Source organism: Bacillus sp. PK6-026 (genome assembly GCF_054161455.1).
Genome location: NZ_CP096418.1, coordinates 4014154 through 4039758 on the forward strand (window position 1 = coordinate 4014154; position 25605 = coordinate 4039758).

A 25605-nucleotide genomic window follows, 5' to 3' on the forward strand; every position below is an offset into this window, starting at 1 on the left:
GCTTCCTCACAAATGATATGACGTACAAAAGAATAAAATGTTTCGATTTTATTGCGAACAAATTCCTATTCTATTTTAAAGGATTTTTCCAACTATTGTCGAATGTGATAAATTCATTGATTTTTGATTGATTTGTATTAAAATGAGTAATGTTGCATAAAATTAAACTTTTGCCTCCGGCAGAAGCGATACAGAATCACCAATTCATAAGGAGTTTTTCATTTGGATAAAGCACTTCAAAAGCGTAAACGGCTTGATCTCATAAAATTTTTGGTCCCTTCGCTTATCGGAATTATTCTGTTTATGATTCCCGTTAAAATCGAAGGAAATTTAACGATTCCAATTGCTGTCTTTTCAAATGCATTGCAGAAGCTGCTTCAGCAGCAATTGCCGTTAATCATGACGGTCATCGTAACCGCAACATTTATCTTAACCTTTATCACCAAAACCTTTCATCCGGCTTTCATTAAAAAAAGCGAGTTTTTCTATAACTTGCTGAATGTATCTTTATTTTGGTATATCGTCCGCCTGTTCGGCATGATTTTCGCAGTGATGGCATACTTTAAGATCGGCCCTGAAGCGGTATATGCCAAGAGTACAGGCGGAACATTATTATTCAGCTTGCTGCCCGTTCTCTTCTCCGTCTTTTTATTTGCAGGCTTGTTTCTGCCGTTTCTGTTGAACTTCGGCTTGCTTGAGCTGTGCGGCGCTTTGATGAAAAAGCTGATGAGACCTGTCTTTAAGCTGCCGGGACGGTCATCGATCGATTGTATGGCCTCATGGCTCGGCGACGGCACGATCGGCGTGCTCCTGACAAGCAAACAGTATGAAGAAGGGTTCTACACGAAGCGTGAGGCCGCCGTCATCGGCACGACTTTCTCAGTCGTCTCCATCACGTTTTGCCTCGTGATTATTTCACAGGTTGACCTTGCCCATATGTTCGTTCCGTTTTATTTGACGATATTGCTGGCGGGTGCCGCAGCCGCGGTGATCAGCCCGCGGATTCCGCCTTTATCAAGAAAGGCTGATACTTATATTACAGACCAAGCGGATCAGGATCAAGAGGAGATTCCCGAAGGATACACTCCATTCCAATGGGGACTCAGCCGGGCTGTCGCAAAAGCAAAACAAAATACAAGCGTCAAAGATTTCTTGCAGGACGGAGCCAAAAACGTGCTCGATATGTGGATGGGCGTCGCTCCCGTCGTCATGGCGCTCGGCACAGCCGCACTGATTGTCGCTGAATATACACCTGTTTTCAAATGGCTCGGGCTGCCGTTCATTCCCCTGCTCGAACTGCTCCAGGTTCCTGAAGCCGCCGAGGCCTCACAAACGCTTGTCGTCGGGTTCGCCGACATGTTCCTTCCGTCTGTGCTCGGAAGCGGGATTGAAAGTGAAATGACCAGGTTCATCATCGCCTGTTTATCGGTTACACAATTAATCTACATGTCGGAAGTCGGCGGTCTTTTGCTCGGTTCCAAAATTCCGGTGACATTCCTTGACCTCGTCTTGATTTTTCTCGTTCGGACGCTGATTACGCTGCCTGTCATCGTACTGTGCGCCCACTTTATTTTTTAGACAAATAAGAGGCTCTCGGCGCCAAATGCCGAGAGCCTTTTTTGTTTAGAAAAAGTCGTTGATCCAAGGGGGCTGCGGCCTTATCGTGCGGTCCAGCCTGTCACTTTCTCTTCGTTTCCGGAATCCTGCCGGTTTCGTATAGGGAACGCGCGGTCTTGGCTAACTTTTGCAGGATCAATTTCCTCCACGCATTTTCTCTCCTTCATCCTTTATGTCCTATTGAATCGCCGCGAAAATTGAGCCGATAGTTGGAGCGGAAAATGCTTTCCAGTATGTATCATTTTTCGAAGAACGTGGTATAATAAATGTAACAGAATGTTCACAAAATATTCTCCAATTAGACACAATTGTCGTTTCATTCCGCTTTTTTGGCAGCGCTATCATTATTGAAAGGGGCTGAAAACGCATGGATATGTTTTTCGCTTACTTGCTGATCGCAAGCGCCACTCCTTTATTTTTATGGCTGGACAACAAAAAGGTCGCAATTTCTTCTATTCCGCCAATCATTTTAATGTGGGTCTTCTTCTTTTTCTACATGACCAGCAGCCTTTCTCCTACAGGACACTCTCTCATGATCGTACTCTTTATTCTCAACGTTGTCATCGCCCATGTCGCCGCTTTCATCATTTACGGACTTCCATTGATTCGAAAGCACATGAGCCGATAAAAAAGTGCCGGTTGTTCCGCCGGCGCTTTTTTTGCTGTAAGAGACACCATTATAGATCAAAGTTAAATGCTGAATGGGAGTAATCTTTGATGAATGTTTGATACCGGCCGCTGAAATCAAGCAGGTTGTATATTTTTGATTTTTCCGCAAACCGCTTTTGGTTGTCTCTGGCCGGATAATAAACGGACATGCCGCTTCCTCTCGGGTGCTCAGGAGACTTGATGTTCATGATGACAGCCTTTTTGACGGATTTTACGACCTCTTTCGCTTCTTTCTCAGCTCCGATCTGCTGGCCGATCAAGCTTGACAGATCGGCCAAATCAACCATATCCGATTCATCTGCATAATCTTCGGCAGCGAGACGTGCGTAGTGAAGCAGGCGCTTTCCATCCGGCTCTTTCAATGCCCGGTTCATGCTTAAGCTCAACCTGTCGAGGGCATCGACAGCGTCTTTGACGCGGTTTAATTGAATTAAAGACTGCTGCAGGTCTTCTGTTTCACCGTTTTCTTTTGACTGCTGTATGTAGCCTGCCGCGATTTCCCTGCCAAGCTCTTTCGGATTGATTGAAGGGTCGTCTTGAACAGACTGCAGCGCATATTTGTAATCCCAGCCGTTTTGATTCGTATAGTCGACTGAAGCCAGCATGTACTTTCCATAATCCCTCAAGGCATATGCCGTTTCAATCCCGGCCATTTTACAGTTGTCAAAACCGATTAAATCAAACTTTTGCTTCGTATGTTCATAGGCCTTTTTGATTCCCGACTGGAGCTCGCTTATTTTCATTTTTTTATTGCCGAAGTTTTCGTCTCCCCCGTAGCCGTCAACGGAGCCAAGCCCATGCCCCCAGAAGATCAATACATATTTTTTAGCCGGGTATGTTTTGACTCCCCATGTGATAAAATCTGTGACGGAGCCGGGACTGTCCATATTTGTCTTCCCGATATTTTCGAGGGGCGCCAGCTTCTGATGTTCAACTTTCCACCTCTGATTCACCTTGTGACTGATCGACGGGTTCGCCCATTTTTTTGCTCCTCCTGTCTGAAGAACGACATTGACGTTTGAAGATGAACCCGCATCCATCATTTCCTGAATGTCATCGCTTGCCATATGAAAATCGCTTTCCATGTCAGAACCAATCATATATACAAGAATAGTGTAGTCGTCTTTTTCTTTTAATAGAGCGGCTGATGCCGGCTGAAAAAAGGCGACTGAAATAACGGAAACCACAATCCATTTGATCAAGTTCATCTTCTTATGCTCCTTATTTAAGATTCCGGGAAATAAATAAGAGAGTAGTAGCCGTCCTCGTCCGGCTGTTCATGTTCTAATGAATATCCAACGGATCGGAAGCACGCTAAGCACCTCTCGTTATCCTCTTCAATTCCGGCAAACCATTTGTTGATCCGGCTCATTTCCGGCAATGCCATCGTCCTTTTGATGAGCGCTTTTCCATATCCCTCTCCGCGCAAAAACGGATCGACTACAAGGGCAATGTTCCCGGTCAAGTCCTCCTCAACTTCAACCATGACAACGCCGACAGGCTTGCCGTCCTCTAAAGCCGCCCATACCCGGTAGTTTTCATTCCCGTCTGCAAAATTGAACCACTCGTCAAGCGGCATCATCCCTTCCAGCCGCCTTTTCACTTCTGCATCCTCAAACCAAGTCTGCAGCCATTCAATATTTTCTTTTCGAAACAGACGTAGTTCTTCTATATTGCTCATTGTTTTCTCCTTTACTGCGCGTATTTTTCAGCCTGCAGGCGATACAGCTCTGCATACTGGGCCTGATTTTTCATCAATTCTTGATGGGTGCCGGCCTCCGCTACCCTTCCTTTTTCTAAAAATACGATGTGATCGGCAAAACGGGCCGTGCTTAACCGGTGCGAGACAATAATGACTGTTTTGCCTTGCGTCAGCTTTTGCAGCTTATCAAATATCTCTTCCTCAATAAACACATCCAGCGCAGAGGAGGGTTCATCGAATATCAAAATGTCGGCAGACTCATCACGCATAAATGCGCGGGATATGGCGATCCGCTGCCATTCTCCCCCCGACAAATTCCTGCCGCCGAACAGTCTGCCAAGCTCTGTTTCATAACCGTCTTCAAGCTTATGTAAAAACTGATCCACTCCGCCGAAGGCCGAAGCACTTTTTATTTTAGCCAAGTCGGTGCAAGAAGAAATGTCGCCCAAGCCGATATTGTATTTCAATGTCATTTCGTACCGTAAAAAATCCTGAAACACAGCCGCGGCATTTGACCGGTAATGTTCAATATCATACTTATAAAGTGGTAAACCATTATAAGAGATCGTGCCTTGATTAGGATCAAAATAACGCAGGAGCAATTTAACGAGTGTGCTTTTGCCTGATCCATTTTCTCCCACGAGAACGGTCGTCTTATTCAATGGAATATCGAGCTTATGAATATCAAGAACCGTTTTGGTTCCATCATAAGAAAATTCCACTTGATCACATGTAAATCCTTTTTCCTTTTGAGCAGCTGGCGCGGTTTCCCCATTTTCCATGCCATTTTTGCTGTTTAAAAAAGAATGAACATTTCCGAGGTGCCTCGTTTCTCTTGCACCGATCGCAAACGCAGCGAACATTTCATTGATTCCTTCGTTGAACTGAACCGCGGCTCCGATAAACAGCATCACATCCCCGATGGACAACCGACCATAAAAAGCCTGGTGAACGATGTAAATCAGAACGGCACCTGCGGCCAAAGATTGTAATACCGACCAGAACAGCTGATACAGCGCCAGTTTTTTTTGATCGTTGGACAGCGTATGGAGGAGCTCCATCGAGGTGTTTTTATAAAAAGATTTAAAAAAAGGAACAAGATTGTATATCTTGACCTCTCCGGCTGTTTCAGACATGAGAGGGACACCTGCATAATATTCCGCGCGCCGTCTCAGTTCCTGAACCTCTTTCCGTCCTTCAAAGGTCGCGTTGTTTAATTTCGCCTCCCAGTACAGTTTAGGAACGGCCAATATGAGAAACAGCAGCGGCACCCACGGTGCAGACATGCCGATCAGTAAACTGCTGGCTGCAATCATCACCATTCCGCCGAAGGTTTGAGACACGATGGAAACCCACATCGTGACAAAATATTCATTATAGCGGATGATTTGTGTATTGGTATGAAAAGATGCGTCTTCAAAAGCCGCGATATCAGGAATGGAAATTGCCTTTTTCATGAGCATTTCATCAAGATAAGCTTCGAGCTTGGCGGTAAGGAGCCTTTTCTGCATTTCAGCCACAGGCTGAAGGGCATCTACGATCAGCGTAAAAGCAATGTATGCAAAGGCCGCCCAAACAAGCGCATTCCAAGAAGACAGCTCAAACGGCGCCCGTGCAATCTCATCGATCACCTCTGCACTCAGCCAGACTAGGAGCGGTCCGAGCATTGCATTCAGCAGTGTAATAAAAAATAGAACAGCCGACTTAAAAGGGTCGCAGCGCCAAAACAACGATAAACCATAAAAGATGATGGAAGCGGTTTGAGGCAGCTTTTTGAAAAAGGAACAAAACTTCAGCAATATACCTCATCCTTCCCCTGAAACGATTTGGCCTGCATGCGGAACATTCTGCTGTATTCCCCGTTCTTGTCCATAAGTTCCTGATGGCTTCCCTCTTCCGCAATTCTTCCGTTTTTCAAAACCAGTATGCGGTCAGCCATTTTTACCGTACTGAACCGATGGGAAATCATGATCACCGTTTTTCCCTCTGTGAAGCTGTGAAATTGCCGAAAAATATCATACTCAGCCCGAATATCCAAAGATGCGGCCGGCTCGTCCAAGATGACAAGTCCGGCATCTTTCATAAACGATCTGGCTAAAGCAATCCGCTGCCATTGGCCTCCCGAAAAATCGGTGCCCCCCCATTCAGGGCCGATCATTGTTTCCAGCCCTTCAGGCAACTCTTCGATGATTGGTTCCAGCTTAGCGGACCGGGCGGCGGCGCGAAGTTTTTCTTCATCACCTAAAGCTTCCGTTCGCCCTACCGCGATATTGTACCGGAGTGACAATTCGTACTTACCAAATTCCTGAAACACGACCGCCATCTTGTTTCTCAGCTCTTGAAGATCGATCTTGCGGATGTCTTTGCCGTTCACTTTAATCTCACCCTCATCATATTCATAAAAACGGCAGAGCAGTTTGATGAGCGTTGTTTTCCCCGATCCATTCGCCCCTACAATGGCAATTCTTTCTCCCGGTGATACTGAAAAGCTGATTCGATTTAGAACATCGCCTGTGTGCATGTCATTCGGTTCAGGCTGCTCGTCGTGTTCCCGCATTTCTTCATCTTCAAGCTCATCGAGCATATCCAAATCTTCCTCATTCACATCAGCTTCATTTTCCCGGGAGCCGGCAGCCGCTTCTCTGAAAGGATAGCGGAAGGTGACATTTTTGAATTCGACTGCCAGCGGTCCTGCGTCCCCGAGAGATTCGCCATTGGAAGGAAGCCTGATATCCTTTTCGGCGTTCATAAAAAGAAAAAAGTCTCTTCCCATTCTCCATATATCCAACGTATCTGCACCTTCCTTGGCGATATCCCGGAGAGCCGTTGATAATTGGAACACGGCCCCCAAGTACAACGATATATCCCCCACAGAAAAACTGTTTGAATGGGATTGGGACAGGATCCAAAAGTACCCCAAACCCGTTCCCGCCCCCGATAAGAAACCCGTTAAAACCGACCAGCGCGCGCTTCTGACTTGAATATTCCGCAGCACAGAATATAAGCCTTTAAAAGCAGATTGATATAAATCAAGAAAGAAAGATCCCAAGCCAAACAGGCGTACTTCTTTGGCGGATCGTCTCCCGAGCAGAATGTGGCGAGCATATGCGGCCCTCCTTCTGACAGGGGCGTAATCCTTGTGATATTCCCACTCCATTTCATTGTAATGATTATGGACAAAAGCGAATGGAGCGGTAGATAAAATGAGGATGACAGCAAGAACGGGCGACAGGTAGGCAATAATCAAAACAACGCCCGCCAAAGACATAACGGCTGTCACCAAGTTCGAACTGATATTAATGAATTGGGAAGGAAGCCATGTCGAGCGATCCCGCAGTGTTTCCAGCCGGTCCCTGTACTTTGGATCCTCAAAAAAACGCATCCCCGGAATGCGGTCAAAAGCGTCGATTAACAAACTGTTGACTGTGATCATCGACCTCTCAGAAAGCATGGCCTTCACCCATTTTTCCAATGATTTAACGACACTGATCATGACCAGGCTTCCCGCATAAATGACAGCCCATATTTCCGCATAGATGACCGCTTCCTGCTCGACAATGCCGTCGATCATTTGCTTTGAAGCGTACAATTGGATTAAAGGTGCTCCGGCTTCGATCAGCATGAAGATAACCATGCAAATCATCAGCCGCGGACCGGATTTCCAGACCATTTTCCCAAGCAGGCCCGCCGTTTGCAGCGGCTCTTGAATATGCTTCATCTTCAACACATGCTTCACCTTCATTTTCTATACCTATTGTGGTCATTGATACGAGTATATTTTGGCTTTCTCCGGCGTATTGACGGTTTCGATATCAGCCATGACCCTTGGTTTTCCCGGACGGCTCCGATCGAGAAGGTGCTCCTTCCCCTTGGATGCTTCCCTGAGCCATATTTCCAAGTCAATGACAGATCTCATGTACTGATAGCCCATGCCCAGATCATTATTTGGATCTTCAGAGCGAATAGCCATAGCCAGCAAGTGTTTCCACCATATATCGCGCTTAATGATGCCGAGCTCTTCAACAAAGACGTGCTCTCCCGGTTCAAATAGCTGAAGAACGTGTCTGCGGTCATTCATAAAGCTTTTCCTGGCCATATGGGCATATGTTGTTTTCGTTGATCTGTTATAAACATAGGCAGGCAGGATATCGGTGAAAGATTTGCGAAGAAGCATTTTAGAGCCTGCATAATGTTCTTCAAGCCCTTTTAAAACATCAAAATGCTGTTCAGGCGGTACGGAAAATGAAAATTCGATCAGCCTCCGATCCAAAAACGGATGGTACGTAGGCAATGTCACACCAACAGCATCCATGTACCTCGCTCTCGGCCACAAAAAGTCATAATGGAACCTCTTACCCCACACCGAGAGCTCCCGGCTTTTTCGATAGCGAAGATGATCCTCCTTATTGATCTCCCGTTCTCTCTTTCGGTGTTCTTCAGTAAAATATTCAGGCAGCTCATATTCCGTATCTGACCACAGCAGGTCGTAATAGAGCTTTTCTCCGATATAAGGCATGAAAGGGGCGATTCCATATTGAAATCCCAGCTTCAGCATCTCTTTCATGCTGCCGCCTGACCATTCGCGAAGCAATTTGTAGATTTCAGAAAACCGTCTCTGCCGAAGCAGAGAATCGATCACTGACACTTCTCCGCTAAAAATGAAATCCCCGCCCTCACCCGTCAGGACAGACGAAGCACCATACTCCTCAGCGATCACTGTAAAAGTCTCATTAACCAGTGAATTGGCTCTCGGATCAGGACCGTCTACAAACCAAAGCGGATCACGCCCGATTTCCGCGTTTGGAATTTTGGCTGTGGCGTCTCCGAGAATGATCAGGCCGGGAATATCCATATCGCGCATCATATTTTTTACAAGGTCCTTGTCATGGCTTAATATCATGTCAGGTTCGGCAAATGATATATTGACGGCCAGCAGCTGTTCCTTCCGTCCGCCTGCAATTGCGGCGGCGGTTACGGCAGCTGAATCCAGTCCGCCGCTTAATTCGACAATATGCTTTTCATCTTTTAAACGATCTGCTGTCACTTCCTGAAAAAGCTCCCGGAACCGCGGAACTGCGTCTCCAGCAAGATCTTTCCCGTTTAACAGCTGCGAAAGTCCCCAATAGCTGTGCGCATGAACCGCATGATCCCGGCCAAGAAAAGCGTAGGACGCCGCAGGCACTTTGCGTATTCCTTTAAAAAACGTCCGATCTTCAAAGCCGTTTTCTCCTACAGCAAAGCCTGAAGTAGGAAACATTCTGCACACATTTTGATCGATCGCAAAAGGAATGTCATGAACAAGCAAAAGGATGCGCAAGTCATTCGCTGCAAACCATTCTCCTTTCGGACTGACCCAGTAGTAAACAGGACGGGTTGCGTATATATCAGTCGCCAAAACAAGGCTATGTAGACTGTCATCCCACCACATCATCGTAAATTCGCCATGCGAGTGAGACAGCATGGCAGCTTGATCCTGCTTCAAAGACACGTACAGCTTGTCATATTGTTCAATCTTTCGGGTGCCATCCGATTTTGCGTTAAGACCGCCGCTGATCCAGCCGTCTAAGATGACGGGATGCAAAAGATTTATTTGAGTTGTAGGTCTAAAAGCTTCATCGTATCGGATATGCGCTTCAGCCATGTTTGCGATCCCGCGGCTGTAGCTGTGAATCCGTTCCACCCGTCCCCATTTCTTGACGGCGGAAACCCACTCATGCCATGCAACGGTGTTGTCTCCCTGCATTCCAAACCATACTTTCATACTAGAGATAACACCCACCTTTCAGCGTAAGCGCTCATCTTATACGTCTGTAAAACTTTTAAATCCTTATTTTTATGATTCGGATCGATCGATTTGCCGTTTTCCATTTGAACCCACGCATGAGAAAACAGCTTGTCATCAATTTTCTTGACCCCGATCATGAGATCAGCATCAAACCCATTGCTGAATAATATAGATTGAATCGTTAATGCAATAGAAACGCATGAAGTAACCAAATGGTCGTCTTCATCAAGCGAATATAAATATTCGCCGTTCTGGTGCAGTTCGTCTATATCAAGCAGCCCTGCACCTCTTTGCTGTGCGCTTGCATACAGCGGAAACAGATGGATCGCAATTTTTTCATAAGCTTCTTCAAAATCATGATTTAACAGCATCATACGTACAAAAGCATGAACGGTTGTAAAATATTCGTGATTTTTGACAAGCGCTCTTTTTTTCATCAGCTTTTATCCTCTATTTCAATCAGCTTATGATGTGTCAGTTCCTGTATCGCCTCATTTAATATCGCTGACAGTTCTTCCTCTGTCTGATCGAACGCCGATTGCCACTTGATCAGAATATCTTTTTTATCCTTTCGCTCATTTTCAATTTCGATCCACAGCTCTTTTAAAGCCCCTTCCAATCCGAAATACTGCCCATTGTCCAGGTTTAGGACGATGCATTCATTTTCCAACACGGTTGTCGCTGTCTCTTGATTTCGAATAATTTTCAAAGATTAGACCTCCCCGGTATGCATGATTTCAGAAAAATAAAGGAGAAGAGAGCCGGCAAGCTCTCTTTCAGCACTTTATGCATGATGTTCTTTCCACGCCCTTGGCGAATGCCGTTATCATTTCAGCTTTGGAGCGTTTTAAAAAGAGCCTGCAATGCGACGATACCCCTGAATTTACCAACTGACCACATGAATCAGATTATCACAGGACAATATCAAAAAAACCGCAAAAAACTACCGAAAACCGACATGAATAGCCAATGGCATCAATGGGCCATTATTACGGGATTTATTCGGAGGAAAAAGAAAAAGAGAGCCTATCGACTCTCTTTTGCAGGGAAAAGCAAATATATACTTTGTCTAAACTTTCTGCTTGATCAAATTAAGCATCGTTCCTTTTTTTACTGCGCAGTACCGTGACGTTACTTTGAGCTTTTTATAGATTTTGCTCAAGTGATACTCTACGTTGCGCGTCGACATTTGTAGGTCTGCTGCGATCTCTTTATTTGTTTTACCGCTGGCCACCTTCTGCAAAATATCCAGTTCTGTGTCTGTTAAATGCTCGTCCACCGCGAGATCGGAATCAAGCCTCAGTTTTTGCAGCAAGCCGTCGGGAAATAACACAGCCCCTTTTAAACACAATAAAATACTCGAAGCAATCATGCTGTCTGTATACGATTTATCGATAAACCCTTTAACTCCGGCCTCAATCAGCTTATTAAAATATGAGTGAATTTCATCTCCCGAAAACATAATGATAATTTTGGATTGAGGTGCGGTTTCCAGCGTTTTAAGAGACAGCTCCAACCCGTTCATTCCCGGCATTTTTAAATCATAAAGAAAAACGTCTATATGTACCTCTTGATTTTTTAAGAGGTCGAGAGCTTCATTTCCTTCGTGGCAAACGATGACATCCATATTATATTTTTTTAATATTTCCTTCATTCCGGATGTCAGAACCCTGTAGTCGTCTACTAACAACACGCGTATCATCAGTAACACTCTCCTTAAATCAGTTTCCTCCGAACAAATACCGCAATAAAAACCCTATGAATAGAATTGAAGGATGATGTCGGGTTTTAGTGCCTTTTTGTGGTTTTTACCACTTTATTCTATGATAGCATGAATATGTAATCAACTGGAAGTAATAAGGAGGTGACACAGATGCGCAAATTGGAAACTGCCCAAGTTAAAAACTATGGTACATTCCTGACTGTTACTCTTTCTAAAAAGAGCAAGCCGGGCGACGGCAAATTCGGCCGCGGCGTAAAACGCGGTTAAGAGTGTATGAGAAAGAGAGAGCCTGTGGCTCTCTCTTTTTCCGTTCAGCAACCAAAAAAGAGTGCGGATCGTTGAAATCCGCACTCTTTTGCCAATCAATTAATGTCCGCTGTGCTCAGAATGTTTTGCACCTGGAGTACCGCCCTCAGGGTTGTCTCCGTGATAGTTGTGAGCAGCGAAGATCCAGACGGAACCGGCAATAATCGCAACCGCAATAAATGCGGCAAACAGCGTATTCCCGACTTGGATTTTGCCGCTGTCACTTTCAGTCATATGCATAAACATTAAGAGCTGAAGTCCAGCTTGGATGATCGCAAAACCGAAAATAATCCACAGCTTTGCAGCCATGCTTAAATCCGTATAAATCACCCACAAGGCCAGTAAGGTCAGCACAATGGACAACACGAACCCGACAATATGCTTCCAAGGAAAGTGGCTGTGTTCAGCCGATTGTTTTGCTGCCATTATACATTCACCAACCCTATCAAATAGACGCCGGTAAAGATGAAAATCCATACCACGTCTAAGAAGTGCCAATACAAACTTGAGATAAACAGCTTAGCAGACGTTTGCGGGGTTAGGCCGCGCTTTTTCGTCTGAAGCAAAATGCCGATAATCCAGAAGATACCGATCGATACGTGCAGTCCGTGTGTTCCCAATAGAACAAAGAAAGATGACCAGTAAGCACTTGTCGATAAAGTGGCACCTTCGTGTACATAATGATTGAACTCATAAAGCTCATAGCTGACAAACCCAGCACCGAGCAACAGGGTAATGATCATCCAGATCATCACGCCTTTCAAACTGCCGCGGCGCATCTCATGCACTGCGATGCCGCATGTGAAACTGCTCGTTAACAGCAGGAACGTCATGATTAAAACGAGCTTTGCGTCGAACAGTTCTGCCGGCAGTACGCCCCCCGCTGTTCTGTTATGAAGAACAGCATAGGTCGCAAATAACGTAGAGAATAAAGCAATCTCCGCTCCAAGAAAAATCCAAAAGCCAAGGATATTCAACCTTCCGATTTCAGAACGGTATTCCATAGGAGCGTTAGAATTGCTGTGTTCTGCATGTTCCATCAATCCCGCCTCCTTTACTTGGCATTCTTTCGTTCAGTCTCTTTTATTTCCTCAACACTTACATAGTAGCCGTCGTCATATTCAAATGAACGAAGAATCATACAGAGGAATACACCGATCAGACCGACGATTCCCATCCAGAACCATTCAAAGACAAGCCCGAATCCAGCAAATCCGAAGCATAATGACATGAGAAACGGACGGCCTGAATTGCTCGGCATATGAATCTTTTTAAACTTGCTTTCAGGATGAATCTCGACATTGTCTTCCTTCATTTGCGCAAATGCGTCAGGTGATGTAACCTCAGGCAGAACCGCAAAGTTATAGTGCGGCGGGATCGCAGAAGATGTAGCCCACTCAAGTGTACGACCCATTCCCCAAGCATCTCCTGATTCTTCGCGTTTTGAATGACGGAAGCTGTAGAAAATGTTGTAGCAGAGAACGATGAATCCTGCGGCCATCAGCAATGCGCCGAATGTCGCAATCATGTTCAATGCAGTCCAGCCGTCTTCTGCTCCGTATGTGTAAATACGGCGAGGCATTCCTTGCAATCCAAGGAAATACATCGGGAAGAAACAGATGTTAAAGCCCGTCATGAACAGCCAGAAAAACCATTTTCCGATGCGTTCGTTCAGTTTGTGACCGAACATTTTCGGATACCAGAAGATCAATCCGGCGAAACATGCAAACACAGTACCCGCGATCAGCACATAGTGGAAGTGCGATACGAGGAAGTATGTGTTGTGATATTGATAATCCGCAGCTGCCATCGCAAGCATAACGCCCGTAACACCGCCGATGACGAAGTTCGGAATAAATGCAAGCGACCACAGCATCGGCGTTGTGATTTTGATTCTGCCTCGATGCAGCGTCAACAGCCAGTTAAAGATTTTAACTCCGGTCGGCACCGATATCGCCATCGTCGTAATCGAGAAGAACGAGTTGACCGCCGCACTGTTGCCCATTGTGAAAAAGTGGTGCAGCCAAACGACGAAGCTGAGAACCGAAATGGCAACAATTGAATAAACCATTGCTTTGTAGCCGAACAGCTGCTTTCTTGCGAATGTCGCAATGATTTCTGAAAAAATACCGAAAGCAGGCAAAATAACGATGTAAACCTCAGGATGTCCCCAAATCCAGAACAAGTTCGCCCACAGCATCGGCATACCGCCGTTCGCCAAGGTGAAAAAGGCTGTTCCGAACAAGCGGTCAAATGTCATCAGCGCCAAAGCCACTGTCAAGACAGGGAAGGCGAAAATGATAATCACACAAGTGATCAGCGTTGTCCAAGTGAACATCGGCATCCGCCATAGGGTCATGCCTTTTGTACGCATTTTCAGGATGGTCACCATAAAGTTAATCCCGGTGAGAAGCGTACCGATACCCGCGATCTGAAGTCCGAGCAAGTAATAGTTCTGCCCAGGCCCAGGACTCAGCTCATTGCCTGCAAGCGGCATGTAAGCCGTCCATCCTGCATTCGGCGATCCGCCGATGACGAATGAAATATTAAACAGCATCGCTCCGACCATGAAGGTCCAGAAGCTCAAGTTGTTCAAATACGGGAATGCAACATCGCGCGCACCGATTTGGAGCGGTACGACGACGTTCATTAATCCAATAAGAAACGGCATCGCCATGAAAATGATCATGATCGTACCGTGTGTCGTAAACACTTCATTATAGTGGTTTGAATCTAAAAAGCTGTTATTAGGAAGCGTGAGCTGGGCACGCATCATTAACCCGTCGACGCCGCCGCGGAAGAACATAATGACTGCGGCAATGAGGTACATGATTCCTAAACGCTTATGATCGACGGTGGTAATCCATTCTCTCCAAAGCCATTTCCATTTTTTGAAGTATGTCAGCACAAATACGATTGCAATGGATGTAAGCAAAATGGAAATCTGTGCTCCAAGAATTAATGGGTCACCTGTAATTATGAATTCGTCCCATTTCAAATTCATGCAAGCTTCCTCCTTTCCTAGTGAGAATCTTGGTCTTCAGATTGTTTTTGATCTTTGTTTGTCTTCACGTTTTCAAACGGATCTGATTTTGAGTGCGGAGACAATGGTTTATAGCCCAATCTTTCGCGCGCTTTAATGGCGTATTCCGCATCATTTCCGTGGTTAACATACTTCAGGTGTGTCGATGAGAACGTCATTTCGTCCGCATGCTGAGGAAGCATCAGTTCATCGTACTGGTTTTTCGTCAGCTTAGGAGCTTCTTTCTGCGTTTTCTTCACCCAGTCGTTAAACTTGCTTTCAGATACCGCTTTGACATTAAACTGTTGTTCTGCAAAACCTTCACCTGTGAAGTTTGCATTTCGGCCTTTATAAGTACCCTCATGGTCTGCCTGCAAATATTGCTCCATTTCCATTCCGGACATGGCATATTTTTGCCCGCCAAGCTGCGGAATCCACAGTGACGCCATAGAATCGGCAGATGAGATTTTAAACAAGATCGGTCTGTCTGTCGGGATATTCAAATAGTTGACCGTTTCGATATCCTGTTCCGGGTAGCTGAATACCCATTTCCAATCGACAGATGTCGCATATACGACCAAAGGTTCCTTGTCCTTTGATGCTTTTGGAGCCTCTTCTAGAGAATAAATTGTTTGAACTGTCGGCACTGACAGCGCAATAACAATTAAAATCGGAACCACTGTCCAGACGATTTCTAAAAATGTATTGCCTTCTACTTCCGGGCTGTAAGGAGACTTTCTGTCTTTACGCTCACGGTATTTCACAATCATCACAGTAAAAAGGACAAATACGACCGCTACGATAAACAGCATAAATCCAATCGATAATAGAATAAGATCTCTTTGCTGCGAAGCAACCGGTCCTTTAGGATCCAATACCGCGATTTGACTGCAGCCGCCCAATAAAAAAATGGAGGAAAGTAGAGTCAGCATAATCAGTGGTTTAAATGCTCTGAACAAGAGGATCACCATCCTTCCTTAAATGATGTCTAAAATTTGGTCAGAATATCTAAGATAAAAGGATTCTGAAAAACTTTTTTCTTCTACCTTGCTATGCTATCAAAATCTTCACCAATTAGCCTTATTTTTTTCGATTGTTCACCTTTTTTTCACCCAAATGTCACAAAATCGTCAAAATTTGTTCATGATATTATGAATAATGAAGGAAATAGACTGGTAATTTTTTAGTTCTTTTTACACACATAGCAAGAGCTGACAAATCCCTCCGAAACAAAAAATCTGTCAAATTTAGGTTTACCACAATAAAAAACTTTGGTCAATCATTAATTTAACATTGTTAATTTTTTTCATAGTGAATCATTATCTTCCTCCATTCCTTTTCCCTGTTGACAGCACGCTTTAAACTTCAAAACATCAAAAAAGAGCTTCCTTCTGTAACTGAAAGCTCTTTTTCATCCTATTTAATAGGCGTCACCGCATTCTAGCTTTGATAGCCGTTCGGATGTGCTTTAAACCACTTCCACGCGCTGTCAATGATCGTTTCCAGCTCGGCGTATTTCGGCTGCCATCCCAGTTCTTTCACTGCTTTTTCAGAAGAGGCGATCAGCTGTGCCGGGTCTCCAGCACGCCGCTCTGCAACCTCCGCCGGTATCGGGCAGCCTGTCACTTTCCGGGCTGTTTCAACGACTTCTTTGACCGAAAAGCCCGTGCCGTTTCCGAGATTGTATACAGTGCTTTCTCCGCCCTTTCGAAGCCTTTCGACAGCGAGAATATGCGCGTCGACCAGATCCATTACATGGATGTAGTCTCTGATGCACGTACCATCTGCAGTCGGATAGTCGTCGCCGAAAATCATAATCTTGTCGCGTTTGCCAAGCGCGACTTGAAGAATGATCGGGATCAGGTGCGTCTCAGGCTGATGATCTTCGCCGACCAATCCGTCTACATGCGCACCGGCAACATTAAAGTAGCGAAGGACGACATGACGGATTCCATATGCTTTTTCAGACCACTTCAGCATTTTTTCAATCGCGAGCTTCGTTTCCCCATACGGGTTTGTCGGATCCGTCGGATCTGTTTCCATAATCGGCACACGATCCGGTTCTCCGTATGTTGCAGCCGTTGATGAGAAGACAATTTGCTTTACATCGAACTCTTTCATGACCTTTAACAGGCAAACGGCTCCGTAAACATTGTTGTCATAATATTTGAGAGGATCTGTTACGCTTTCTCCAACCAAAGAATCGGCCGCGAAATGCATGACAGCCTCAATCTCGTTTTCCTGAAATACTTTTCTTAGGAATGCTTCATCGCGCAGATCTCCATTATAGAAAGAAGCTCCCTTTAAAGCCGCCTCTTGATGTCCAGTTTGCAGGTTATCAATAATCACGACTTCTTCATTGCGGCTTAACAGTTCCGCTACAGCATGGCTTCCAATATAGCCCGCCCCTCCGCATACTAATATTGCCAATTCATTTCTCTCCTTTCAGCGGCGTTATTCTTCCATTTTAAGTCTATAAAACGCCTGTGAATCTCTTTTTTAATCCTAAGATGATATATTCGCTTTTTCATTTTACCACCTTCAGCATTTTCCAGCTCGTATTTTCATCATTTCTTCAAATAAAAACTAGGGGCAAAACAAGTGGAAAGGTTTCTGTTCCATTAAATGCCTTACAAGGAATAGTTCGGGTTTTTATCCATTACAATGGTTTCATCCTGGTGAATTAAAGCGATTTTGAGGCAAAAGCTATACTTTTTTCTCTGCATTTGAAACCAATGTTCTTTTTTTCCACTTAATACTGGTCGATAATAGTATTTTCGTATTACCCTTCTTTAACCCATACAGCAACTAAGCCGAAAGGACCCTCCCTACCCACCATGTCTTTATTCTAAATCATTCCTTGAAACCATTGATTTTCCAATACTTTTTCGTAATAATCTGCCAAAAATCTCTTTCTTATTTTTAGAATATTCAAAGGATATTCGGCTGCAATTGAGAAATTCTTAATAGGGAAAAATGATCATTTTTAATTGAATACTATCCAGTCAGTAATTGATTGTTTATTATTATAAGTAAGAATCTAAGATTTTTTGGTTTTTTTAGTCAGTTATTTAGGGAATAGGTAGGTTTATCAAAGATGACTTTGTGAATTTTTTATGAAATTTGTCATTGTTTTCACATGGCTGTTGTTTTATAACTTTTATTGCATCTCAAGGAAAAACCGTTTTTTTCTTTGAGGTGAACAACGTCTTATCATATTGGAGGAAGCTATGAATACTCAAACGAAACACAAGTTGGACAAAGATTGGGTGATTTTGATGAAGGAGGCGAAAAAACTTGGGCTGCAAATTGAAGATGTGAAAGAATTTCTTCACAGTCAGCCCGTCCAAAGCGATGCTGAAAAACCGATAAAGCAGTAAGCGTTTAGAAGCATCAGTTATCCAAAAAAACAGGCGGTTCTGTTGAATCTTGATCTATCAAGATGATCCAACCGGCTGTTTTAACGAGTGTTTTAATTGATAATGACGTATTTGAGCAGCAGGCCTGCTGCCTGTGTATAGATTCTGTCTGCTCCATAGAAACGCGCGTTTTAAGGAGCAGCCTTACCTTTGCCCTGTACATAGGTCGTTTCATTTTTCCAGCTTCACTCTCTTAAGGGGTACCAGACCGGATTGAATAAGGCGTTTTAGAGCCATTGCTAACCAACGCTGACGCCAGCAGTCCCATTCACTTTCTTCTGCATCGGTTTCGATTGCCTTTCTCCCGAAGGGGGGCGGAGCTTTTCGTCTTGATCCTTCTGATAATATCCTCATGCTTCCTTTCCATTCTCTCTTTTCTGTTAAGTTCGCTTATATAATCGATTTTTCCGATGGTAAATATCTAAAATATCAATTTTACTGATGATTGTTGTTATCTTAAACTGAATTCATGACCGATTCCAAAGGAGGATGAAACAATATGGGGATAGCAGCAATCTGCGGAAGCTCCCGTGAAAATGGAAATACGGAAGAACTGATGAATCGATTAGTAGACGGACTTGATGCCGATAAGATATTTCTGCGAAACTATCACATTCAGCCCGTATCGGACTACAGGCACAGCAATACAGCCCCTTTTTACCCTGATGATGACTACAGAGACCTGATCAGCCGGGTGCTGGAGAAGGATATCCTAGTTTTCGCCACTCCGATCTATTGGTACGGCATGTCGGGTCTGATGAAAAATTTTATTGACCGCTGGTCACAGACATTGATAGAGCATGGAAGATCTGCATTTAAACAGCAAATGGCGAAAAAAACGGTCTACGTGGCAGCTGTCGGAGACGATGATCCCCGCTTGAAAGGGCTGCCGCTCATTCAACAGTTTCACTACATATTTGATTTTATGAACATGACATTCGACGGCTATTTGCTCGGCAAAGGAAACAAGCCCGGCGGCGTGATAACAGACCGGGAAGCGATTGCGTCTGCAAATGAACTGAGAAGGAAGCTGACAGAGGCGGAAACGAGGCGGAAGGCATGACAAATGAGAAGAAAAAGGTGAACAAACGGTTTCTTTTATGGAAAAAACATTTATTCGAGATGATCAGGTCTTTCATCTTATATAAATAAAACGCTGTGTGAAAATTGAAGAATAAATCCGGAGCGTGTTACATACCTTTGTTGTATCTTTTCAGACAAACACAAGGAGGGGCAAAGAACAAATGAGAGAAGGCAAAATAGATTACAGCAAAGCTGCGGCATCTCCGGAGTTCCAGCGGTTGTTATCACGGAAACGGGCTTTTATTGTACCGATGACGATTTTCTTTCTGCTCTTTTATTTCCTGCTGCCGGTTATGACGTCATACTTCACATTTTTGAATCAGCCGGCAGTCGGAGCCATCACATGGGCATGGGTTTTTGCGATAGCTCAGTTTGTTATGACATGGACGCTGTGCATTATGTATACAAAAAAAGCCGGTCAATTCGATCAAATTGCAAGCGATTTCAAAAAGAAGATTGGAGGCGTTGATTCATGAGTGCCACAGCCTTTATTCTGTTTCTTGCCATTGTTGCTCTCACGCTTGTCATTACGTATTTCGCGGCCAAACAGACAAAAACGGCCAATGAGTTTTACACGGCGGGAGGAGGGCTTACCGGCATTCAAAACGGACTGGCTATTGCGGGAGATTACATGTCAGCGGCTTCTTTCCTCGGCATTGCCGGGATGATCGCTTTGAACGGGTTTGACGGTTTTTTCTACAGCATCGGCTTCCTCGTCGCTTATTTAGTCGTGCTTTACATAGTGGCAGAGCCGCTCCGAAACCTCGGCAAATTTACAATGGCGGACATGATTGCCTCTCGTTTTAAACAAAAGAAAATTCGCGGTGTCGCCGCATTAAACACGATCACGATCTCCACCTTTTATATGATTGCACAGTTAGTCGGCGCCGGTGCGCTGATCAAGCTTCTGCTCGGCATCGATTATACGCTGGCCGTGTGCATTGTCGGGGTTTTGATGACCATATACGTCGTATTCGGAGGAATGATCGCAACCAGCTGGGTCCAGATCATCAAGGCCGTTCTCTTGATGGCAGGGACGCTCATTATCTCAATCATCGTTTTTTCAAAATTCGGCTTCAGCCTGACGAACATGTTTGAACAAATGAAAACAGCTACTCCGCTTGGGGCTGATTTTTTGAACCCCGGCAATAAGTATAAAGTTCCTCTTGAAACACTTTCACTCAATTTGGCACTCGTCCTCGGGACAGCCGGCCTGCCTCACATTCTCATCCGGTTTTATACAGTAAAAGATGCCAAAACGGCAAGGAAATCGGTAATCTCGGCTACATGGATTATCGGTATATTTTATATTATGACGGTCTTTCTCGGTTTTGGTGCTGCCGCGTTTGTCGGTTTTGAAAACATTTTAGCTGCCGATAAAGCGGGGAACATGGCTGCACCGCTGCTTGCTCAGGCGCTCGGCGGAGATTTTCTGTTCGCCTTCGTCTCAGCCATCGCGTTCGCAACGATTTTGGCGGTGGTCACAGGCCTTGTGCTGTCGGCGGCATCCGCTTTTGCGCATGATATATACAGCCAGATTATCAGAAAAGGCGCGGCTACGGAAAAAGAGCAAATGATCGCTGCAAGATGGGCTTCCATCGGCGTATCCGTCCTTTCGATTCTGCTTGCTGTCTTCGCCCAATCGCTGAATGTCGCGTTTCTTGTCTCGCTTGCATTTGCCGTGGCGGCAAGCGCCAATCTGCCGCTCATTATCTTCACCGTCTTCTGGAAAAAATTTAATGCGGCCGGCGCTTTGGCCGGCAGTCTGACCGGTCTTTTAAGCGCGCTGATTCTCGTCTCCATCAGCCCGAGTGTCTGGGACCCGGCCGGAAACGCTATCTTTGTTGGAGAACCGCTGATCCCGCTTTCCAACCCGGGTATCATCTCCATTCCGCTCGGCTTTCTAGGCGCTTATCTCGGGACGATTCTGTCTTCAAAAACCCCTGATCAAGAAGCATTTGCAGAAATTCAGGTCAAAGCACATACAGGCATTCACATGGATCAATCTTAAACTGGATGCACACCCGAAAAAAACTTATGAGCCGGCCGGCTCATAAGTTTTTTTATTCCCGAAAGCTCGCCAGCCGCTCGTTCAGCGCTTTCGTGTGCCGGTAGACATCTCTGTAAATTTGAAACAGAGCTTTGTATTGTCTGCTGTATTCACGGCGGGGTGAAAAGGTTTCTTTGATGAGAACGAATCGGTCTGCACAAGCTTCAAGCGACGGAAACCAGCCGCACCCGACGGCCGCGATCATGGCTGCTCCATATGCCGGCCCCTGTTCGCTTGTGAGTCTGATGATGTCGGCGTTGAAGATATCCGCCTGGATTTGCAGCCATTGATCGCTTTTGGCGCCTCCGCCGATTGAAATCACGCGGCTGATATCCTTTCCCGCGGCACGGAATTGTTCAATGCTCTCGTGTAGGGAGAATGTGATGCCTTCAATGACGGCTCTGACGAAGTCCGCCCGTGTATGTGCGCTGTCCATCCCGATGAAGCTGGCGCGAATATCTGCGTCGGCATGAGGGGTTCTCTCCCCTGACAAGTAAGGGGTAAACAGCAGCCCCCGGGCACCGGGACGGGAATGGTCAATATCGCTAATTAATTCGTCAAATGACGTTTGCCCGGCAAATACATCTTTAAACCAGCTGAAGCTGCGTCCTGCGGAAAGCGTCACTCCCATTGAATAAAACGCATTGGGGGCGGCGTGGTTCAGAAAATGAATATTGCCATCAAACGCTTGATCTCGGTTTGATTCATATGTGAGAACAACCCCTGAGGTGCCTATGCTGCAAAGGGCCGTTCCTTCTCTTAAAATACCGGCGCCGACCGCGCCGCATGCATTATCAGCGCCGCCGGCAAACACCTTGACTTCAGGAGCCAGACCGGTTTCGGCCGCGAATTCCGGACTGACGCCGCCGACACAGGCGCACGGCTCAATCAGATCCGGACATAAGGACTCCGGGATGCCGAGCTTGCTGCAGATTTCCCCGCTCCATGTCTGATGTTTCACATCGAGCAGGAGCGTTCCGGCCGCATCTGAATATTCGCTGTGCAGACGCCCCGTCATCGTGTACCTGACGTAGTCTTTCGGCAGCAAAAAAAACGGCCGCCTTTTCAAAAAATTTTTTTTCATGTTCTTTCACCCATAAAAGCTTCGGAAGGGTAAAGCCTTCGAGCGCCGGGTTTTTCGCGATCTCGAGCAGGCGCTCCTTTCCGACTTTCTCGTTAATCAGACGGCATTGTTCGGTTGTCCGTGTATCGTTCCACAGGATCGCGTTTCGCAAAACCTCTCCTTTGCCGTTTAAAAGTACCAATCCATGCATCTGTCCGGAAAAGCTGATCCCTTTAATCTGAGATGCTTTTCCCGGGAAATGCATAACTAATTCCTTAATGGCTTCCTTCGTTTTTACCGCCCATTCTGCGGGATCCTGTTCAGAATAACCGGAATGGGGCTGAATGATTGAAAATGGTTTGGAGACCTCGCCGCACAGCTCTCCCCGCTGATTGACAAGGATGATTTTAACCGCGCTGGTGCCGAGGTCGACCCCGATCACGTATTCCACTAGCGTGTCTCCTTTTCTGCCGGCGCTTCGCGCAAAGCGTTCAATAAGTAACGGTTAACGGTCGCTTTCAGTCGTTCCTGGCGGCCTGACTGATTTTCAATTTGGTCGTGTTCAAGAGCGTATGCGGCAAGCTTATTCAGATCGGTGCGGCCTTCTTTGATCTCAAGCCCGATCCCTTTCGTATAGCTTTCATAACGCTCTTCAATGATCTGGTCGAGGGCTTTGTCTTCAAGCAGACGGGAGGCGACTTTCAAGCCGACTGCATACGTATCCATTCCTGCGATATGAGCGTGAAATAAGTCTTCATCCGCAAAAGACGGGCGCCTTACTTTAGCATCGAAGTTAATACCACCGGTTTTAAACCCGCCTGCTTTCAAAATTTCATACATCGCAAGTACTGCAGAATACAGATCGGTCGGGAACTCATCAGTATCCCAGCCCAGGAGCAAATCGCCCTGATTGGCGTCAATGGAACCCAGCACGTCGTGCAAGGCAGCCACCCGTAGTTCATGCTCAAATGTATGCCCGGCCAAGGTCGCATGGTTCGCCTCAAGATTGAGTTTAAAATGGTCTTTTAAACCGTAAGTTTCTAAAAAAGCGATCGTTGTGGCCGCATCAAAATCGTATTGGTGCTTCGTCGGCTCCTTCGGCTTCGGCTCGATCAAAAATTGGCCGTCAAAACCGATTTCGCGCGCATACTCAACCGCCATTCTATAAAATGAAGCCAAGTTTTCGAGTTCAAGCTTCATATTTGTATTCAGCAATGTTTCATAACCTTCTCTTCCGCCCCAGAACACATAGTTTTCCGCTCCAAGCTCCTTGGCGATATCCAGTCCTTTTTTCACTTTTGCGGCCGCATAGGCATAGACATCCGCATTGCAGGAAGTTGCGGCCCCGTGGACATACCTCGGATGGGTAAACATATTGGCTGTATTCCAAAGCAGCTGAACACGGCTAGTCTCCATCATTTCTTTAAGAAAAGACGACATTTGATCCAAATACGTAAATGTCTCACGCAACGTTGCTCCTTCATCAACGATATCAACGTCATGAAAGCAGAAATAGGGCACGCCGAGCTTTTCAAAGAATTCAAAAGCCGCTTCCGCCCGGGCTTTTGCTTTATCCAAAGGATGTGTCATCCGGTTCCACGGCCGGAACATCGTCCCGTCACCGAAAGGGTCTTTCCCGTCCGCATCAAAGGTATGCCAATACGCAACAGCGAAGCGAAGATGTTCCTTCATCGTTTTGCCGCCGACGTATTCATCAGGGTTGTAATATTTAAATGCGTAAGGATTTTCCGAATCGGCTCCTTCATACTCAATCACTCCGACATTTCTAAAAAACATTCCGATCTCCCCCTTCACTTTTCCTTGCAAAGCAAACGTTAAAAAATAAGTTTGTTTAACCATTAAACTAACTTCCTTGTATTTATTTTACAAGATGAATCAACCGCTTTCAATGGAAATGAAGGAAAAAATTGAGTTTTCTAAATTTGTTATACTATAATAAATTCACAGCTTCAAAACAATGGAGTGATTGACATTGAATACAGCGGATCAAGCCCTTGTAAAAAAAATGAACAAAGCTCTGATTCTTGATCAGATTATTGAGAACGCACCCATTTCAAGAGCAAAACTTTCGGAAATAACGGGATTAAATAAAGCGACCGTTTCCTCCCAAGTATCTTCCTTGCTTCAAAAGGACATCATTTATGAAACCGGCCCCGGCGAGTCAAGCGGCGGCAGGAGGCCCGTGATGCTGAAATTCAATCGAAAAGCCGGCTATGCGGTCGGTATAGATATCGGAACCAATTATCTGATTGTTGTGTTAACCGATCTTGAAGGGCATTTGATTGAACAATTCGAACGGACGCTGGATGAAGAAGACATTCAGGCGACAGAAGAGGCATTAATCGAATTGACAGGGCTAGCCGTTGACAAAATACCGCCTTCCCCATACGGATTGACCGGAATCGGCGTTTGCGTACCCGGCTTGGTAGACAACGAACGGCAGGTGGTGTTTACGCCAAATAAGCCAATCCATTTGATTCCGTTAAAGGAAAAACTGGAAGAAAGGTTCGGCGTTCCCATTTTAATTGAAAACGAAGCAAACGCCGGCGCCGTTGGCGAGAAGAAATACGGAGAAGCCGGACAGCTGGAGCATGCCGTGTTTGTCAGCATTAATACCGGGATTGGTTTAGGGATTTTAATGAATGGAAAACTGTTTAGAGGTGTGCAAGGTTTTTCCGGAGAAGCCGGGCACATGTCCATTCACTTTGACGGCCCATTGTGCCGGTGCGGGAATAGAGGCTGCTGGGAGCTTTACGCTTCGGAAAAAGCCGTCTTCTCTCACTATGGAGCGAATTCCGAAGCCTCGCTTTACGAAACCGTTAAAGAACTTGCAGACCGCAGTGATCCGGGGATGATGGAGACGTTTGAAAGATTCGGTTTTCATATCGGCATCGGACTTCTCAACATCTTGAAGACGTTGAATCCCGATACGATTATCTTGCGGAATACCATTGTAGAATCCTATCCGATCATCGTCGATGCGATTAAAAAAACGATTGCCTCAAGAAGTGCTGCAGAAGCCTTGTCTAATTATCATTTGAAAATCTCCTCGCTTGGCCGCACTGCCTCATCGCTCGGCATGTCCTCCCTGGTGATCGGGCATTTTCTGGAACGGTTTATGAACGAGAGATTTTAATTTTTATAT

Annotated in this window: 22 protein-coding genes and 1 pseudogene; 8 read left to right on the forward strand and 15 right to left on the reverse strand. The window is 45.5% G+C overall.

Annotated elements, in window-relative coordinates; all coding sequences use genetic code 11:
• Positions 1-222: 222 nt before the first annotated feature.
• Positions 223-1578 (forward strand): YjiH family protein, encoded by a 1356-nt coding sequence (locus M1D59_RS20480; RefSeq protein ID WP_023857010.1) that lies wholly within the window; start codon positions 223-225, stop codon positions 1576-1578.
• A gap of 406 nt (positions 1579-1984) precedes the next feature.
• Positions 1985-2245 carry a spore morphogenesis/germination protein YwcE gene (ywcE, locus tag M1D59_RS20485; protein ID WP_020453353.1) on the forward strand — a complete coding sequence of 87 codons (261 nt, stop codon included), beginning with the start codon at positions 1985-1987 and terminating at the stop codon, positions 2243-2245.
• Positions 2246-2294: 49 nt separating this feature from the next.
• On the opposite strand, the gene M1D59_RS20490 is transcribed toward ywcE, so the two are convergent.
• The 8 genes from M1D59_RS20490 to M1D59_RS20525 form a co-directional block, all read right to left on the reverse strand.
• The gene (locus M1D59_RS20490) at positions 2295-3494 is read right to left on the reverse strand and encodes a clostripain-related cysteine peptidase (RefSeq protein WP_043054498.1); all 1200 of its coding nucleotides are present in this window, start codon (positions 3492-3494) and stop codon (positions 2295-2297) included.
• A 17-nt stretch (positions 3495-3511) separates the two neighbouring features.
• Positions 3512-3967, reverse strand: coding sequence for a GNAT family N-acetyltransferase (locus M1D59_RS20495; RefSeq protein ID WP_043054499.1), 456 nt, complete (start codon positions 3965-3967; stop codon positions 3512-3514).
• Positions 3968-3978: 11 nt separating this feature from the next.
• Positions 3979-5787, reverse strand: coding sequence for an ABC transporter ATP-binding protein (locus M1D59_RS20500; RefSeq protein WP_023857006.1), 1809 nt, complete (start codon positions 5785-5787; stop codon positions 3979-3981).
• Positions 5781-7706: an ABC transporter ATP-binding protein gene (locus tag M1D59_RS20505; protein ID WP_229129214.1), complete on the reverse strand. Its 1926-nt coding sequence runs from the start codon at positions 7704-7706 to the stop codon at positions 5781-5783. Before M1D59_RS20505 ends, M1D59_RS20500 begins: the two co-directional genes overlap by 7 nt.
• A gap of 42 nt (positions 7707-7748) precedes the next feature.
• Complete coding sequence (locus M1D59_RS20510) at positions 7749-9749, reverse strand: asparagine synthase-related protein (RefSeq protein ID WP_106070921.1); 2001 nt, start codon at positions 9747-9749, stop codon at positions 7749-7751.
• Complete coding sequence (locus tag M1D59_RS20515) at positions 9746-10210, reverse strand: lasso peptide biosynthesis B2 protein (RefSeq protein ID WP_023857003.1); 465 nt, start codon at positions 10208-10210, stop codon at positions 9746-9748. Before M1D59_RS20515 ends, M1D59_RS20510 begins: the two co-directional genes overlap by 4 nt.
• Positions 10210-10482, reverse strand: a complete 273-nt coding sequence (locus M1D59_RS20520) for a hypothetical protein (RefSeq protein WP_026580277.1) — start codon at positions 10480-10482, stop codon at positions 10210-10212. Before M1D59_RS20520 ends, M1D59_RS20515 begins: the two co-directional genes overlap by 1 nt.
• A gap of 360 nt (positions 10483-10842) precedes the next feature.
• Positions 10843-11475, reverse strand: coding sequence for a response regulator transcription factor (locus tag M1D59_RS20525; RefSeq protein WP_026580278.1), 633 nt, complete (start codon positions 11473-11475; stop codon positions 10843-10845).
• 171 nt (positions 11476-11646) lie between these two features.
• Between M1D59_RS20525 and M1D59_RS20530 the strand changes: the two genes are divergently transcribed.
• Entirely contained in the window at positions 11647-11763 is a 117-nt protein-coding gene (locus tag M1D59_RS20530; protein WP_423734433.1) for a lariocidin family lasso peptide, read from the forward strand.
• Positions 11764-11862: 99 nt separating this feature from the next.
• Here M1D59_RS20530 and qoxD read toward each other — a convergent pair whose 3' ends face one another.
• From qoxD to galE, 5 genes are all read right to left on the reverse strand, one after another.
• Positions 11863-12228, reverse strand: coding sequence for a cytochrome aa3 quinol oxidase subunit IV (gene qoxD / locus M1D59_RS20535; RefSeq protein WP_023857000.1), 366 nt, complete (start codon positions 12226-12228; stop codon positions 11863-11865).
• Positions 12228-12842, reverse strand: a complete 615-nt coding sequence (qoxC, locus tag M1D59_RS20540; protein ID WP_023856999.1) for a cytochrome aa3 quinol oxidase subunit III — start codon at positions 12840-12842, stop codon at positions 12228-12230. The genes qoxD and qoxC overlap by 1 nt, the downstream gene beginning before the upstream one ends.
• Before the next feature lie 14 nt (positions 12843-12856).
• Positions 12857-14806, reverse strand: a complete 1950-nt coding sequence (gene qoxB, locus M1D59_RS20545; protein ID WP_025810604.1) for a cytochrome aa3 quinol oxidase subunit I — start codon at positions 14804-14806, stop codon at positions 12857-12859.
• Positions 14807-14823: 17 nt separating this feature from the next.
• Entirely contained in the window at positions 14824-15792 is a 969-nt protein-coding gene (gene qoxA, locus M1D59_RS20550; RefSeq protein ID WP_095291511.1) for a cytochrome aa3 quinol oxidase subunit II, read from the reverse strand.
• Positions 15793-16264: 472 nt separating this feature from the next.
• Complete coding sequence (gene galE, locus M1D59_RS20555; RefSeq protein ID WP_023856996.1) at positions 16265-17254, reverse strand: UDP-glucose 4-epimerase GalE; 990 nt, start codon at positions 17252-17254, stop codon at positions 16265-16267.
• An 800-nt stretch (positions 17255-18054) separates the two neighbouring features.
• Between galE and M1D59_RS20560 the strand changes: the two genes are divergently transcribed.
• The 4 genes from M1D59_RS20560 (at position 18055) to M1D59_RS20575 (ending at position 21337) form a co-directional block, all read left to right on the forward strand.
• Positions 18055-18204: an anti-repressor SinI family protein gene (locus M1D59_RS20560; RefSeq protein ID WP_023856995.1), complete on the forward strand. Its 150-nt coding sequence runs from the start codon at positions 18055-18057 to the stop codon at positions 18202-18204.
• Positions 18205-18742: 538 nt separating this feature from the next.
• Complete coding sequence (locus tag M1D59_RS20565) at positions 18743-19306, forward strand: flavodoxin family protein (RefSeq protein WP_025810603.1); 564 nt, start codon at positions 18743-18745, stop codon at positions 19304-19306.
• Positions 19307-19487: 181 nt separating this feature from the next.
• Positions 19488-19802 (forward strand): DUF485 domain-containing protein, encoded by a 315-nt coding sequence (locus tag M1D59_RS20570; RefSeq protein ID WP_023856991.1) that lies wholly within the window; start codon positions 19488-19490, stop codon positions 19800-19802.
• Positions 19799-21337 carry a solute symporter family protein gene (locus M1D59_RS20575; RefSeq protein ID WP_458117648.1) on the forward strand — a complete coding sequence of 513 codons (1539 nt, stop codon included), beginning with the start codon at positions 19799-19801 and terminating at the stop codon, positions 21335-21337. Before M1D59_RS20570 ends, M1D59_RS20575 begins: the two co-directional genes overlap by 4 nt.
• A gap of 52 nt (positions 21338-21389) precedes the next feature.
• Here M1D59_RS20575 and xylB read toward each other — a convergent pair.
• Positions 21390-22890: pseudogene (xylB, locus tag M1D59_RS20580) on the reverse strand (xylulokinase).
• Positions 22890-24236, reverse strand: coding sequence for a xylose isomerase (xylA, locus tag M1D59_RS20585; protein WP_023856988.1), 1347 nt, complete (start codon positions 24234-24236; stop codon positions 22890-22892). Before xylA ends, xylB begins: the two are co-directional and overlap by 1 nt.
• A gap of 196 nt (positions 24237-24432) precedes the next feature.
• Between xylA and M1D59_RS20590 the strand changes: the two genes are divergently transcribed.
• Positions 24433-25596, forward strand: coding sequence for an ROK family transcriptional regulator (locus tag M1D59_RS20590; protein WP_123032426.1), 1164 nt, complete (start codon positions 24433-24435; stop codon positions 25594-25596).
• Positions 25597-25605 lie beyond the last annotated feature (9 nt).

Excerpts from the sequence above, each read along its gene's own strand:
- ywcE (WP_020453353.1), top strand. The coding sequence starts at position 1,985 with ATGGATATGTTTTTCGCTTACTTGCTGATCGCAAGCGCCACTCCTTTA.
- M1D59_RS20490 (WP_043054498.1), bottom strand. The coding sequence starts at position 3,494 with ATGAACTTGATCAAATGGATTGTGGTTTCCGTTATTTCAGTCGCCTTT.
- M1D59_RS20495 (WP_043054499.1), bottom strand. The coding sequence starts at position 3,967 with ATGAGCAATATAGAAGAACTACGTCTGTTTCGAAAAGAAAATATTGAA.
- M1D59_RS20505 (WP_229129214.1), bottom strand. The coding sequence starts at position 7,706 with ATGAAGCATATTCAAGAGCCGCTGCAAACGGCGGGCCTGCTTGGGAAA.
- M1D59_RS20510 (WP_106070921.1), bottom strand. The coding sequence starts at position 9,749 with ATGAAAGTATGGTTTGGAATGCAGGGAGACAACACCGTTGCATGGCAT.
- M1D59_RS20515 (WP_023857003.1), bottom strand. The coding sequence starts at position 10,210 with ATGAAAAAAAGAGCGCTTGTCAAAAATCACGAATATTTTACAACCGTT.
- M1D59_RS20525 (WP_026580278.1), bottom strand. The coding sequence starts at position 11,475 with ATGATACGCGTGTTGTTAGTAGACGACTACAGGGTTCTGACATCCGGA.
- M1D59_RS20530 (WP_423734433.1), top strand. The coding sequence starts at position 11,647 with ATGCGCAAATTGGAAACTGCCCAAGTTAAAAACTATGGTACATTCCTG.
- qoxD (WP_023857000.1), bottom strand. The coding sequence starts at position 12,228 with ATGGCAGCAAAACAATCGGCTGAACACAGCCACTTTCCTTGGAAGCAT.
- qoxC (WP_023856999.1), bottom strand. The coding sequence starts at position 12,842 with ATGGAACATGCAGAACACAGCAATTCTAACGCTCCTATGGAATACCGT.
- qoxB (WP_025810604.1), bottom strand. The coding sequence starts at position 14,806 with ATGAATTTGAAATGGGACGAATTCATAATTACAGGTGACCCATTAATT.
- M1D59_RS20560 (WP_023856995.1), top strand. The coding sequence starts at position 18,055 with ATGAATACTCAAACGAAACACAAGTTGGACAAAGATTGGGTGATTTTG.
- M1D59_RS20565 (WP_025810603.1), top strand. The coding sequence starts at position 18,743 with ATGGGGATAGCAGCAATCTGCGGAAGCTCCCGTGAAAATGGAAATACG.
- M1D59_RS20570 (WP_023856991.1), top strand. The coding sequence starts at position 19,488 with ATGAGAGAAGGCAAAATAGATTACAGCAAAGCTGCGGCATCTCCGGAG.
- M1D59_RS20575 (WP_458117648.1), top strand. The coding sequence starts at position 19,799 with ATGAGTGCCACAGCCTTTATTCTGTTTCTTGCCATTGTTGCTCTCACG.
- xylA (WP_023856988.1), bottom strand. The coding sequence starts at position 24,236 with ATGTTTTTTAGAAATGTCGGAGTGATTGAGTATGAAGGAGCCGATTCG.